The sequence below is a fragment of the Inquilinus sp. OTU3971 genome (assembly GCF_038440215.1).
In genome coordinates this window covers 1-13,119 of sequence record NZ_JASATH010000220.1, presented here as the reverse complement: position 1 = coordinate 13,119, position 13,119 = coordinate 1, and the positions used below count along the sequence as shown (strand labels likewise).

General features: G+C 70.4%; 16 protein-coding genes. All 16 read right to left on the bottom strand.

The features are described from left to right. Nucleotides 1–59: 59 nt before the first annotated feature. Complete coding sequence (locus tag AAHM41_RS34810; protein ID WP_342241217.1) at nucleotides 60–857, bottom strand: transporter substrate-binding domain-containing protein; 798 nt, start codon at nucleotides 855–857, stop codon at nucleotides 60–62. A gap of 91 nt (nucleotides 858–948) precedes the next feature. After that, the gene (locus tag AAHM41_RS34805) at nucleotides 949–1,740 is read right to left on the bottom strand and encodes a transporter substrate-binding domain-containing protein (RefSeq protein ID WP_342241216.1); all 792 of its coding nucleotides are present in this window, start codon (nucleotides 1,738–1,740) and stop codon (nucleotides 949–951) included. Between the two features lie 103 nt (nucleotides 1,741–1,843). Next, entirely contained in the window at nucleotides 1,844–2,581 is a 738-nt protein-coding gene (locus AAHM41_RS34800; RefSeq protein ID WP_342241218.1) for an ABC transporter ATP-binding protein, read from the bottom strand. A 214-nt stretch (nucleotides 2,582–2,795) separates the two neighbouring features. Beyond that, complete coding sequence (gene ccmI / locus AAHM41_RS34795; RefSeq protein WP_342241215.1) at nucleotides 2,796–4,181, bottom strand: c-type cytochrome biogenesis protein CcmI; 1,386 nt, start codon at nucleotides 4,179–4,181, stop codon at nucleotides 2,796–2,798. Continuing rightward, entirely contained in the window at nucleotides 4,178–4,651 is a 474-nt protein-coding gene (locus AAHM41_RS34790; RefSeq protein ID WP_342241214.1) for a cytochrome c-type biogenesis protein, read from the bottom strand. The genes ccmI and AAHM41_RS34790 overlap by 4 nt, the downstream gene beginning before the upstream one ends. A 200-nt stretch (nucleotides 4,652–4,851) precedes the next feature. Next, entirely contained in the window at nucleotides 4,852–5,388 is a 537-nt protein-coding gene (locus AAHM41_RS34785; protein ID WP_342241213.1) for a DsbE family thiol:disulfide interchange protein, read from the bottom strand. 12 nt (nucleotides 5,389–5,400) lie between these two features. Next, nucleotides 5,401–7,368: a heme lyase CcmF/NrfE family subunit gene (locus AAHM41_RS34780; protein WP_342241212.1), complete on the bottom strand. Its 1,968-nt coding sequence runs from the start codon at nucleotides 7,366–7,368 to the stop codon at nucleotides 5,401–5,403. Next, complete coding sequence (gene ccmE / locus AAHM41_RS34775; RefSeq protein ID WP_342241211.1) at nucleotides 7,365–7,850, bottom strand: cytochrome c maturation protein CcmE; 486 nt, start codon at nucleotides 7,848–7,850, stop codon at nucleotides 7,365–7,367. Before ccmE ends, AAHM41_RS34780 begins: the two co-directional genes overlap by 4 nt. Beyond that, a complete protein-coding gene (gene ccmD, locus AAHM41_RS34770; RefSeq protein WP_342241210.1) occupies nucleotides 7,847–8,017 on the bottom strand; it encodes a heme exporter protein CcmD in 171 nt (56 codons plus the stop codon). The genes ccmE and ccmD overlap by 4 nt, the downstream gene beginning before the upstream one ends. Next, the gene (locus AAHM41_RS34765) at nucleotides 8,014–8,775 is read right to left on the bottom strand and encodes a heme ABC transporter permease (protein WP_342241209.1); all 762 of its coding nucleotides are present in this window, start codon (nucleotides 8,773–8,775) and stop codon (nucleotides 8,014–8,016) included. Before AAHM41_RS34765 ends, ccmD begins: the two co-directional genes overlap by 4 nt. 61 nt (nucleotides 8,776–8,836) lie before the next feature. Further along, nucleotides 8,837–9,238 carry an SET domain-containing protein gene (locus AAHM41_RS34760; protein ID WP_342241208.1) on the bottom strand — a complete coding sequence of 134 codons (402 nt, stop codon included), beginning with the start codon at nucleotides 9,236–9,238 and terminating at the stop codon, nucleotides 8,837–8,839. A gap of 164 nt (nucleotides 9,239–9,402) precedes the next feature. Then, nucleotides 9,403–9,828 (bottom strand): type II toxin-antitoxin system VapC family toxin, encoded by a 426-nt coding sequence (locus tag AAHM41_RS34755; protein ID WP_446719511.1) that lies wholly within the window; start codon nucleotides 9,826–9,828, stop codon nucleotides 9,403–9,405. After that, a complete protein-coding gene (locus AAHM41_RS34750; protein WP_342241206.1) occupies nucleotides 9,828–10,070 on the bottom strand; it encodes a type II toxin-antitoxin system Phd/YefM family antitoxin in 243 nt (80 codons plus the stop codon). Before AAHM41_RS34750 ends, AAHM41_RS34755 begins: the two co-directional genes overlap by 1 nt. Before the next feature lie 88 nt (nucleotides 10,071–10,158). Next, nucleotides 10,159–10,824 (bottom strand): heme exporter protein CcmB, encoded by a 666-nt coding sequence (ccmB, locus tag AAHM41_RS34745; RefSeq protein WP_342241205.1) that lies wholly within the window; start codon nucleotides 10,822–10,824, stop codon nucleotides 10,159–10,161. Further along, entirely contained in the window at nucleotides 10,821–11,456 is a 636-nt protein-coding gene (gene ccmA / locus AAHM41_RS34740; RefSeq protein ID WP_342241204.1) for a heme ABC exporter ATP-binding protein CcmA, read from the bottom strand. Before ccmA ends, ccmB begins: the two co-directional genes overlap by 4 nt. Nucleotides 11,457–11,567: 111 nt before the next feature. Next, the gene (locus tag AAHM41_RS34735) at nucleotides 11,568–12,950 is read right to left on the bottom strand and encodes a Ca2+-dependent phosphoinositide-specific phospholipase C (RefSeq protein WP_342241203.1); all 1,383 of its coding nucleotides are present in this window, start codon (nucleotides 12,948–12,950) and stop codon (nucleotides 11,568–11,570) included. Nucleotides 12,951–13,119: the final 169 nt, after the last annotated feature.

The following is a 13,119-nucleotide window of genomic DNA, read 5'->3' as shown; positions in this document are numbered from 1 at the left end:
CTCCCCACCCCCCGCCGTGCCCGGGCCGGGGCGCCGGGCCCCGCCCCCCCGGAGCCTTCTTAGTTGCCGGGGGCCAGCGGGTCGTAGCCGAACCACTGCATCGACAGCTTGACCAGCGAGCCGTCGGCCTTCATCGACTCGATCGCCTTGTCGAGCTTGGCCTTGAGCTCCTTGTCCTCCTGGCGCAGCCCGATGCCGATGCCCTGGCCGAACAGCGGGTTGTCCTTGCCGGTCAGGCCCGGCCCGAAATGGGCGAAGCCCTTGCCGGCATCGCTCTTGAGGAAGGAGTCCCAGGAGATGCTGTCGCCCAGCCCGCCGTCGATGCGGCCGTTGACCAGGTCGAAATTGAGCTCGTCGACGGTGTCGTAGAGCTTGATCTCGGAGTCCTTGAACTCCGCCTCGAGGAAGTTCTGGTGCGTGGTCGAGCGCTGCACGCCGATGGTCTTGCCCTTCAGCGCCGCCTTCACGTCGGCCAGGGTCTTGGCGTCCTTCAGGATGCCGTCCTTGGCGCCCACGAACCAGGCCGGCGTGTCGGTGTAGGGCACCGAGAAGGCGATCTGCTTCAGCCGCGCCTCGGTGATCGACATGCCGTCCATGATGCCGTCATAGCGCTTGTTCAAGAGCGCCGGGATCATGCCGTCCCAATCCTGCTGCATCACCTCGCAGGTCATGCCGGTGCGCTTGCACAGCTCGGTGACCAGGTCGACCTCGTAGCCGACGATCCTGCCGCTGGCATCGGTGTTGTTGAATGGGGGATAGGCGCCCTCCATGCCGACGCGGAACGTCTCGGCCGACGCCGTCCCGGCAGCCAGTGCCAGCGCCGCCGCCCCGGCCAGGGACAACCAGATCTTGGTCATGATCTTTTCCGTTCTGGGACCCCGAGGTCCCGCTGGGGCCGGGCGCCGGCACCGCATCCGCCGACGCCCGCTCCCGCTGGCTTGATCCCGATTACTTGACCGACGTGTCGAAGCCGAACCACTGCACCGACAGCTTGGTCAGCGTGCCGTCGGCGTTCACCTCGTCCAGCGCCTTGTCCAGTTTCGCCTTCAGCGCCGTGTCCTCCTTGCGCAGGCCGATGCCGACGCCGAGGCCGAAGATCGGGTCGTCCTTGCCGGTCAGGCCGGGGCCGAAATTGCTGAAGCCCTTGCCCGCGTCGCTGGCCAGGAAGTCCTTCCAGCCGAGGCTGTCGGCCAGGCCGGCGTCGATGCGGCCGTTCTGCAGGTCGAGGTTGAGGTCGTCCTGGGTGTCGTAGAGCTTCACATCGGCACCCGGCACCTTCGCCTCGAGGAAGTTCTGGTGGATGGTCGAGCGCTGCACGCCGACCGACTTGCCCTTCAGCGCCGCCTGGATGTCGGCCAGGGTCTTGGCGTCCTTCAGCACGCCGTCCTTGGCCGAGACGAACCAGGCCGGGGTGGTGCTGTAGGGCTTGGAGAAGGCGATCTGCTTCATCCGCTCTTCGGTGACCGACATGCCGGCCATGATCGCGTCGTAGCGCTTGTTCATCAGCGCCGGGATCATGCCGTCCCAATCCTGCTGGATGATCTCGCAGGTCATCTGGGTGCGCTTGCACAGCTCGTTGGCGAGGTCGATCTCGAAGCCGACCAGCTTGCCCGAGGCGTCGGTGGCGTTGTACGGCGGATAGGCGCCTTCGGTGCCGACCCGCAGCGTCTCCGCCGAGGCGGTGCCGGCAGCCAGCACGAGGGCCGCGGCGGCGGCCAGCGACAACCAGCTCTTCATCATGAAGTCTCCCGTTCAGAACTGGGACCCTGCGGTCCCGGGTTGGATGGGCCGATTTCCGCGAATTCGCCGCGCGCGGTCAAGCATCGCGGCGGAGCATTGCCCATCAATGCTGTGCCTTGAGGAACTGGCGGATCCGTTCCGAGCGCGGATTGTCGAACACCTCGGCCGGCGTCCCCTCCTCCTCCGTCCGCCCCTGATGCAGGAAGATCACCTTGCTCGACACCTCGCGGGCGAAGCGCATCTCATGGGTGACGAGCAGCATCGTGTTGCCCTCCTCCGCCAGCTGGCGGATCACCCGCAGCACCTCGCCGACCAGCTCGGGGTCGAGGGCCGAGGTCGGCTCGTCGAACAGCATCACCTTGGGCTGCATCGCCAGCGCCCGCGCGATCGCGGCGCGCTGCTGCTGGCCGCCCGACAGGTGGTTGGGATAATGGTCGCGCTTGTCGGCGATGCCGACCTTGGCCAGCAGCGCCTCGGCGCGCTCCACCGCCTCCTTGCGCGGCACTTTCAGCACATGCACCGGCGCCTCGATCACGTTCTCGAGCACGGTCATGTGCGACCACAGGTTGAAGCTCTGGAACACCATGCCGAGCGAGGACCGGATGCGGTCGACCTGCTTGCTGTCCTCGGGCTCGGCCTCGCCGGAGCGCAGCTTCCTCATCCGGATCAGCTCGCCATTCACCCAGACGCGGCCGTCATTGGGGATCTCGAGCAGGTTGATGCAGCGGAGCAGCGTGCTCTTGCCAGAGCCGGAGGAGCCGATGATCGAGATGACATCGCCCTGCCGGGCCCGCAGCGAGACACCCTTCAGCACTTCGAGCTTGCCGAACCGCTTATGCATGTCCTCGACGACGATCGCCCCGTCCGAGGGCGCCGCGGCGGCAGCAACAGAGACCACGATAAATGAGCCTCACCCGAGTTCTTGTTGCAGTCGAAACAAGCATTGTTTCCCGGTGCCGGTCAACCGCGGCCCGACGCCGCGTCGCTGCAACCGCGAAGACGAAGGTGCCGGGCCGGTTTTCATCCGCATTGTTGCGGAGATCCGGCCGGTTCGGTCATCCGGCTCCGGGGGCCGGCAGCTGGGACATGCGGCCCTCGATCGCCCGGCGCTCCTGGCTGCCCTCCTGGAACTGGTCGCGCATCCGGCCCCACAGCCGCCGCGCCTCCTCCGGCTGGCCCGCCTTCTGCGCGGCGACGCCGAGGAACCACAGGGCCTGGAGGTCGTTCGGATCCGACGCCAGGATGCGGCGCAACCCGGTCTCCAGCAGCGGCGGCACCTCCTCGCCCCGGCCGGCGGTCAGCAGGGCGTCGGCATAGGCGCGCAGCAGGTCGGCATTGTCCGGCGCCAGCGCCGCGGCCCGGGCATAGGCATCGGCGGCGGCATCGGCGTCGCCCAGCACGCCGCGGGCACGGGCCAGACGGACCCAGCCTTCGAGATCGCCCGGCGACTGCTCCAGCCGCGCCGCCAGGCCGTCGACCATGCCGCGGATCGCCTTGGCCTGCTCGTCCGGCGGCAGCGAGGCGATGGCGCCGGCCGGGCCGTTCGCCGGCGGGGCGGCTCGTGCGGCGGGCGGCTGCGGCTCCGGCGTCACGGTCTTCGGGTCGAGGCCCAGGCGCTGCGCCGCCTCGGCGAGATGCTGGCGCACCGAGGGCAGCCACGGCGCGTCGGCCGGGGAGTCCCGCACCAGCGCCTGCCACAGATCCAGCGCCGCCCGGTCGTCGCCGGCCTGGGCGTTGCCGAGCGCAAGGAAGTAGCGGGCGCGGACATCGCCGGGCCGCAGCGTCAGCGCCTGCTCGAAGGCGGCGCGCGCGGTCTCGGTGACCGCGCCGCCATTGGCGCCGACCAGGGCCTCGCCATAGCGGCCGGTCAGCTCGGCATCGGCATTGCCGAGGCCAATGGCGCGGCCATAGGCGTCGGCCGCCTTCGCGCTCTCGCCCAGCTGGCTCCAGCGCTGGCCGAGCTCGATCCAGCCGGCGCGGTCCTGCGGGCTGGTAGCCAGGCGTTGTTCCAGGGTCTGCGCCTCGGCCATCGCGGACTGCACCGCCATGCGCTCGCCCGGATCGCGGCTGGCGAAGGGCTGCGATGGCATGCCGGGCGTGCCTTCGGCCATGTAGATCGCCAGCGCCGCCACCGGCAGCAGCACGGCGAGGCCGAACGCCACGCGGCGCGGCGGCACGGCGGGGGGCGTGACTTCCGGCTTCGCCTCGCCGGCGGCGGCCAGCAGGCGGCGGGCGATCTCGGCCTTGGCCGCCTCGGCCTCGGCGGCGCCGATCTCGCCGGCGGCGCGCTCGCGCTCCAGCTCCTTCAGCTGGTCGCGATAGATCGCGGCGTCGGCGCCGGACGAGAGCGAGGCGCCGGTGGCGAACAGGCGGCGCAACAGCAGCGCCACGGCGCCGCCGGTCATCACCGCCGCGACCACCCAGAACAGCCAGCCGGTCACGGCGCCGATTCCTCGTCCATCAGCCGGGCCAGGCGCCGGCTTTCCTCCGGCGACAGCGGCGCCGCCTCGGCCGGGCGCCGGCGACGGCGCAGGATCAGCAGTGCGATGGCGGCGAACAGCAGCACCACCGGGCCGAACCACAGCGCCAGCGTTCCGGCGCGCAACGGCGGCCGCAGCAGCACATAGTCGCCGTAGCGGGCGGTGACGTAGTCCAACACCTGGCCATTGGTGTCGCCGGCCGTCAGCCGCTCGCGCACGATACGGCGCAGGTCGCGGGCCAGATCGGCGTTGGAATCGTCGATCGACTCGTTCTGGCAGACCAGGCAGCGCAGCTCCTGGCTGATCGTGCGGGCCCGCGCCTCCAGCGCCGGGTCGGCCAGCTGCTCCTGCGGCTCGATCGCGAAGGCAGGGGCGGCAAGGGTCAGAATGAGGAACGCGGTCGTCAGCGCCAGCCGGACCGCTTGCCCCAACCGAGTCCCCCCTCCCCTCGCGGGAGGGGGGTAGGGGGAGGGGGTTCCCTCCGTCTGCACCAGTCTTGTCGAGCTCCGCGTCCCGACCGCACCCGGATTGAGAGAAGTCCCGTCCTGGCCTCGACAACCCCCTCCCCCTGCCCCCCTCCCGCAGGGGGAGGGGGGACAATAAATGGACGTGTCTCTGGGGGATGACATGGTCACTTCGCCAGCTCCGCCAGCAGCGGCCGGATCTCGCGGTCGACGATGTCCGGGGTCAGCGGGCCGGGGTGCCGGTAGCGGATGCGGCCGGCCTTGTCGATCACGAAGGTCTCCGGCACGCCGTAGACGCCGAGGTCGATGGCGGTGCGGCCCTCAGCATCGGCGCCGATCCGGCGGTACGGGTCGCCGTTGCGCTTCAGCCAGGCCAGCGCGTCCTCCGGCTTGTCCTTGTAGTTGATGGCCAGGACCGGGATGCCGTCCTCGCGGCCGAGCTTGGTGATCACCGGATGCTCGGCCAGGCAGGGCACGCACCAGCTGGCAAAGACGTTCAGCAGCATCGGCGCGCCGCCGAAATTGCCGGTCGAGAGCCCATCCGATCGCCCCGGCAGCGCCGCCAGGTCGAAGGCGGGCAGCGGCTTGTCGATCAGGGCCGAGGGCAGCGACTGCGGGTCGCTGCCGGACAGGAGCTTGGTCCCGACCCCGACGGCCAGGGCGGCGAGCAGCAGCAGCGGCAGCAGGAACAGGAGACGGCGCATCGACAAAATTCCTCAGGCCGGCGACCCGACGGCCGGCGCCGCCGCCCGCCGCGGCGCGCCGACGCGCAGCCGGCGGTCGCTGAGCGACAGGGCGCCGCCGAAGGCCATGACCAGGGCGCCGCCCCAGATCCACGGCACCAGCGGGTGGTGGTAGAGCCGCAGGCTCCAGCTTCCGTCCGCCTGTTCCTCACCCAGGGCGACATAGACGTCGCCGGACAGGGTGGTGTGGATCGCGACCTCGCTGGTCGGCATCCGGGCCACCGGGTAGAAGCGCTTCTCGGGCGCGAGGTCGGTGACAAGGGCGCCGTCATGCAGCAGCTGCAGGTCGCCGAGGCGGGTCTCGTAGTTCGGCCCCTGCCGCAGTTGCACGCCGTCGAACACGACCTGATAGCCGGCGGCGAGGTCGATGCGGTCGCCGGGCCTGGCCAGCACCAGCTTCTCGGTCGACCAGTAGCTGGTGGCGATCATGCCGAGGAGGGCAATGCCGAGCCCGGCATGGGCGAAGGCGGTGCCCCAGGCGCTGCGCGGCAGGCCGACGGCGCGGGACAGGCTGTCGCGTAGCGGGATCCGGAACAGCCGCACCCGCTCCGCGATCTCGGTGATGGCGCCGAGCACGACCCACGCGCCGAAGGCGATGCCGAGCAGCGCCAGCACCGGCCCGCCGCCCTGGAGCCAGAGGGCGGCCAGGGTGATGATCACGGCACCGGCGGCGGCGAATTTCAGCCGGCCGAGCACGCCGGGCAGGTCGCCGCGCTTCCAGGCCATCAAGGGCGCGATCACCATCACCGCCACCACCGGCGTCATCAGCGGCACGAAGGTGAGCTGGTAGAACGGCTTGCCGACCGAGACCGACCTGTCGAGCAGCGGGAAGAGCGTGCCGACGAACACCGTCGCCGTGGCGGTGCAGATCAAGAGGTTGTTCAGCACCAGCGCCCCTTCCCGGCTGATCGGGGCGAAGACGCCGCCCAGCTTCAACCGCGGCGCGCGGATGGCGTAGAGCGTAAACGCGCCGCCGATGGTGAGCGCCAGCAGCAGCAGGATGAACACGCCGCGCTCCGGGTCGACCGCGAAGGCGTGCACCGAGACGATGATGCCGGAGCGAACCAGGAAGGTGCCGACCAGGCTGAGGCCGAAAGCGAGGATGGCGAGGAAGACGGTCCAGCTCTTCAGCGCGTCACGCTTCTCCACCACCAGGGCGCAGTGCAGCAGCGCGGTGCCGGCCATCCAGGGCATCAGCGAGGCGTTCTCGACCGGGTCCCAGAACCACCAGCCGCCCCAGCCGAGCTCGTAATAGGCCCAGTAGGAGCCGAGCGCGATGCCGACGGTCAGGAACGACCACGCGGCCAGGGTCCAGGGCCGCACCCAGCGCGCCCAGGCGGGGTCGACCCGGCCCTCGATCAGCGCCGCGACGGCGAAGGAGAAGGCCATCGAGAAGCCGACATAGCCGAGATAGAGGAAGGGCGGGTGGAAGGCCAGGCCGGGGTCCTGCAGCAGCGGGTTCATGTCCCGGCCGTCGATCGGCGCCGGGTCGAGCCGCAGGAAGGGGTTCGAGGTCAGGATGATGAAGGCCAGGAAGCCAACGCCGATCATGCCCTGCACCGCCAGCACCCGGGCCTTCAGCGTCGGCGGCAGGTTGCCGCCGAACAGCGCCACCGCGGCCCCGAACAGCGCCAGGATGAGGACCCAGAGCAGCATCGAGCCCTCATGGTTCCCCCAGACGCCGGTGACCTTGTAGAGCATCGGCTTGGTGGAGAGGCTGTTGTTTGCGACCAGCGCCACCGAGAAGTCGGAGACGACATAGGCCCAGGTCAGCGCCGCGAAGGCGATGCCGATGGCGGCGAGCTGCAGCGTCGCCGCCGGCTCGGCGATCGCCATCAGCCCGGGGTGGCGCCGGGCGGCGCCCCATAGCGGCAAGGTCGACTGCACCAGTGCGAGCAGCAGCGCCAGGACCAGCGCGTAGTGGCCGAGCTCGGGGATCATTGCGCGGCCACCGTGCCGGTCTGGAGGGCGGGCTTGCCGGCGCCGCCGGGCGCGCCCGGATGGCCGGCATCCTGCAGGGCCTTGGCGACTTCGGGCGGCATGTAGTTCTCGTCGTGCTTGGCCAAGAGCTCGTCGGCGACGAAGGTGCCGTCGGCTCCGACCCGGCCATGCGCCACCACCCCCTGCCCTTCGCGGAATAGGTCGGGGACGATGCCGGCGTAGCGCACCGGCACGTCATAGGCGGTGTCGGTCACGGTGAAGGTGATGGTCTGCCCGTCCGGCAGGCGCCGCAGCGAGCCGTCGACCACCAGGCCGCCGAGGCGGAAGCGCTGCCCCCCGGCCACCTTGCCGTCATGCAGCTCGGTCGGGCTGTAGAAGAACAGCAGGTTGTCCTGGAACGCGGTCAGGGCCAGGGCGGAGGCGGTGCCGAGGCCGAGGGCGGCGAGGCCCAACAGCATCAGGCGGCGGCGCTTGCGGGTCATGCCCGCCTCCCGCGGCCGCGCAGCTGCTCCAGCGCCTCGAGGCTGCGCCGGCTGCTGCGCCGCCGCGCCAGGGTGGAGACGGTCAGCCCGACCAGCACCACCAGGGCCGCGCCATAGGCGGTCCAGACATAAAGGGCGTAACCGCCCATCGCGAGGAACTCGGTCATCCGATCGGCTGCTCCAGCCCCGGCGCCTCGCCCCGCCTCGCGGCCATGGCGCTGGCCAGGCGCAGGGCGCGAATCCGGCGCTCGGCGATCTCGGTCTCGGTGCGCAGCAGCACCAGCCAGGCGAACAAGGCGGTGAAGGCGACGGCCATCAGCAGCAGCGGCACCAGCATCGACGAGTCGAGGGTGGAGCCGCCCAGCTTCATCACCGAGGCCGGCTGGTGCAGCGTGTTCCACCAGTCGACCGAGAATTTGATGATCGGCAGGTTGACGGCGCCGACCAGGGTCAGCACCGCGCCGGCCTTGAGGCCGCGCTGCGGGTCGTCGAAGGCCGAGACCAGCACGATATAGCCGAGATAGACGAAGAACAGGATCAGCACGCTGGTCAGCCGCGCATCCCACACCCACCAGGTGCCCCACATCGGTTGGCCCCAGAGCGAGCCGGTGAGCAGGCACAGCGCGGTGAAGCCGGCGCCGAGCGGCGCCGCGGCCTTGGTATAGAGCTCGGCCACCGGGTGCTTCCAGACCAGGCCGACCGCCGAGGCCACGGCCATGGTCGTGTAGACCATCATCGCCATCCAGGCCGAGGGCACATGGATGTACATGATCCGCACCGTCTCGCCCTGCTGGTAGTCCGGCGGCGAATCGAACAAAGCGAGCCACAGCCCGGCGGCGAGCGTCAGCAGGGCGACGCCGAGGGCCCAGGGCCGCAGGGCGGCGCTCAGGCGCAGGAAGCGGGCCGGGTTGGCGAAGCGATGCATGGACGTGGCGTGGCGGTCGTTGGTCCCAGGATAGACAAAGCTAGGCTGCGTGTCCGCCGGCTCAATTGCCGCGCCCCGCGGCGGCGCCCGCCCGGATCAGGTCGCGGAGATCGGGGTGGAAGGCGCCGTAGTCGCAGGTCAGCTCCTCCCCTGCCGCGATGTCGCGCCGGGCGATGCAGACCTCGCCCACCGTCTCCAGCGTCGGGTCGTCGCTGTGGTTCATGAAGCGGGCGTCGTCGAGGTTGAGCGACAGCCCGCCCGGCAGCTCCGGCGCCGGATAGGCGTAGCGCTCGAGGAAGTCGCGCGCGGGCTCGGGCAGCCGGGCGATCTCGGCGTCCGGGATGAAGACGTCGAACACCGGATGCCAGCGCCAGACCTCGGTGCCGGCGGCGATCGGTTCGACGGCGTGCAGGCCCAGCCCTTCGATCCGGCTGGGTCCGACGGTGGTGGGGACGAGAAGCATCGGCCGGGTTCCTTTTCCCCAAGCATTACGCGAGCCCGGCCTCCGCGTCACCCCGGACGAAGGGCCAGGAGAGCATGACGCCATTCTGGTTCCGGATGAATCAGGCGATCAGGCCGTTGCCCACCCCGTGAGACCGGCACCGGCCGAGGAGAGGCGAAGCCTGGTCATGCCAGCAACCGTGTCGGGATGCCGAGCACGGGTCCGGCTTCGGCGAGCCGCTGGTCGAGCGTGTGCACCATGGCGCCGTGTGCCGATGCGGTGGCGAGATGGAGCGCATCGCCGGCACGCAATCCGAGCCTGTGCTGATCGACGAATGTCGCCGCCGCCCTGAAATGTCCGCCAGTCACCGGCAGGACAGTGAAGCTCTCGGCAACCAGCTTGTTGAAGGTCGCCAGGGCCGCCGCGCGCTGATCGAGCGTGATCTGGCCCGTCCGCAGCTTGATCGCCATGGCGGACGACATCTCGGTGATGGTCCAGTCGCTGATCAGGAGTTGCGACGGATCCTGCTTCGCCAGCCAGGTCTGCGCGCGAGCAGTGGCGGCCTCGTTCGAAAGGGCCGCGACGATCACCGACGTGTCGACATAGAGCATCAATAGCGATCGCCATCCCGGATCGAGCGCACCAGATCAGCGGCGCCCTGCGCCTGCGACGGCATGGCGGCCGTCACGGCCTGGAGTACGGATATCTCGATCCGCTTGCGCGGCCCCTTCGCTGCAATGAGCCGCGCAACCGGCTTACCGCGACGAGTGATGGCGATCGACTCGCCGGCCTCGACCCGATCGACGAGCTCACTCAGATGGGCTTTGGCGTCCGCCAGAGTGATCGTATCCATGCCGCCCTCCTGACCATGTAGATGGTCATATAGCACGCGCATCGGCTCATTTCATCCGGATCGGCGGGATCGCGCCCCGACCTCGGCTCTAGGACTGCGCCTGGCGCAGCGCCGCCGCGGCGGCGATCGGGGCCAGCGGCAGGGCGGCGGCGAGGCAGCCGGCGAGCAGCAGCAGGTGCGGCCGCGCGGTCAGGCCGGTCGCCACCGCCTCCACCGCCGCGGCGCCGAAGATCAGCACCGGGACGAAGAGCGGCAGGATCAGCAGCGCCAGCAGGGCCCCGCCGCGCCGGGCGCCGAGGGTCAGGGCCGAGCCGACCGCGCCGATCAGGCTGAGGCAGGGCGTGCCGAGCAGCAGCGACAGCGCCAGCACCGGCCAGGCTGCCGCCTGCAGCCCCAACATCGCCGCCATCAGCGGTGACAGCAGGATCAGCGGCAGGCCGGTCAGCAGCCAATGGGCCAGCGCCTTGGCCAGCACCGCAGCCTCCAGCGGCAGCGGCGACAGCATCAGGAGGTCGAGCGACCCGTCCTCGTAGTCCTGGGCGAACAGGCGGTCGAGCGCCAGCAGCGTCGCCAGCAGCGCCGCGACCCAGACCACGCCGGCAGCGATCCGGCCGAGCAGCGCCAGCTCCGGCCCGACCCCGAGCGGGAACAGCACCACGGTGATGACAAAGAAGGCCAGCACGGCGGCGACGTCGCCGCCCGAGCGCAGGGCCAGGCGCAGGTCGCGCGACAGCAAAGCGAGGAAGGCGCTCACAGCGGCAGGTCCTCCGCCGCGTAGTCCTGCAGCGCCAGGCCGCGGGCGCCGTCGAGCGCCAGCGACACATGCGTCGCCAGCAGCACCAGCCCGCCGGCGGCGCGGTGCCGGGCGATGCGCCCCTCCAGCCGCGCCACCGAGGCGGCGTCGAGGCCGAGGGTCGGCTCGTCCAGCAGCCACAGCGCGGCGCGGCCGAGCTCCAGCCGCGCCAGGGCCAGGCGGCGGCGCTGGCCGGCGGAGAGGTAGCGGCAAGGCAGATCGTCCAGCCCCTCGAGCCCGACCGCGGCGATGGCGGCGTCGACCGCCCCCTCCTCCACCGCGGTGCCGGACAGGGCGGCCCAGACGCGCAACGCCTCGCGCACGGTCAGCGCCGGCTTCACCGCATCCTGATGGCCGAGATAGGCGATCGAGCCGGGGGCGCCGGTCCAGTCGAGCCGCCCGGCAAAGGCCGGCACCAGCCCGGCGACCAGGCGCAGCAGGCTGGACTTGCCGCTGCCGTTCGGCCCGGTCAGCACCAGCGCCTCGCCGACGTCGAGCCGGAAGGACAGCCCGGCGAAGACCAGCCGCCCGCCGCGCAGGCAGGCCAGGCCGTCGGCAATCAGACTCGGCTCGGGCTGGGTCGCGGCGGTCATCCTCCGCCAATAGCAGCCGGATGGCCCCAAACGGAAGGGGCAGGACCGCGGACGGCCCTGCCCCCTCGTGCCGCGCCGTCCCCCGACGGCATGGCGTCCCCCCGCGGCAGATCAGTAATGCGGGTTGTTGGCGTTCGAATTGCCGATGACGTCGAAACGCTGGCTGGCGCCGCCGGTGCAGTTGCGGATCTGCAGCCGGGTGCCGTTGGTGTTGTCGACCACATCGGCGCAGCGGCCGTTCATGCCGATCAGGCGGCCGTCCGGCTGCAGCTGCCACTTCTCGCTGGAGCCGCCGTCGCAGTCCCAGATGTGGAGCCTGTCGCCGTTGTTGCCGTTGCCGCCGTCAATGTCGAAGCAGTATTCGGCGTTGCCGACCGAGCGCAGCTGGGTCTCGTCGCTGTAGATCCATTGCTGCGGCACCGCGCCGGTGCAGCTGCGCTGGTTCAGGTCCGAGCCGTTGGCGTAGAGGCCGCTCTGGATCTCGACGCAATAGCCGCTGGAGGCGCTGCGCAGATTGAAGCCGGTCGAGACCGAGCGGCGGACGCCGTTCAGCGGCAGCTTGCCGGAGAAGGTGTCGAGGCTCTCCCGGCTGATCATCGAGGCGCCCCAGCCCACCGCCAGATACATCTGCTGGAAGGCGTCGAACTGGTTCTCGCTGCTGGACCACAGGTTGACGATCTGGCCGTTCTGCTGGGCGGTCAGCGTGTCCTTGTACCAGTACTGCACCGCCTCATGGTTGCCGCAGACCACCCATTTGTTGGTATTCGCGTCGTCGAAATCGTTGGCATTGCCGTTCCAGTAGAAGTCGTTCGGCTCATGCGCCTCGGGGCAGACGAAGATCTGCGCCGCGCTGCCGAACTGGTTCACATACTCTTCCTGGGTGTCGTTCTTGTCGCCGATCGGGCCGCCCATCATCAGCACCAGGATCTTGCCGCGCAGCGCATCCACCGTCGGCCAGCCGGCGCGGTAGACGCCCTCGCGCAGCGAGGCATAGCCGGTGAAGGCCCGCAGGGTCTCCGGCTTGTAGACCTTGGCCCCGAACTCGTTGGCGACCAGCGTGTTCAGCGCCGACATGTAGCTGGCGTCCCAGCCCCACAGGCCCAGGCTGGGCTTGAGGTCGAACTGCACCGTGATCGGCAGGTGGCCGGGATGGGCGTCGCTCCACGCCTTGATGTCGCGCAGGCAGTCCTGCAGCAGGCCGCCGGCGCCGGCCTTGCAGTTGTTGGCGGTGGCCGCCTCGCCCGGCTCGTGCTTCACCGGGAAGCCGCTCTCGTCATAGACGTCGATCTCGACCACCTGGTTGCCGCGGTCGAGCACGTCGGTCAGCCTGGCGAAATGCGCCTTCTCATAGGCGTTGTGCGGCCGCGACCAGTAGGCGGCGTTGTAGGTGGTGGTCCCGGCCAGCGGCTGGCCCGCCGGCACGTCGGCCGACGCCCCGGCCGACAGCAGCAGGGCGGCCGCGACGGCCATCCCGGACAGAAGACCTCGTCCCATCGATTCCCCCTTCGTCAGAGCCCGAGTCCGGGCCGGTGTGGCGGCGATGCTAGGCGTCTTCCAAGACGGCCGCGTGACGATTTGAACACGTGTTCATGACGATCGAACAGAGCCGGCTCCCGGACGGAAGGGGCAGGGGCCACACCGCCCAGCCCCCGCAGCCCCCCCC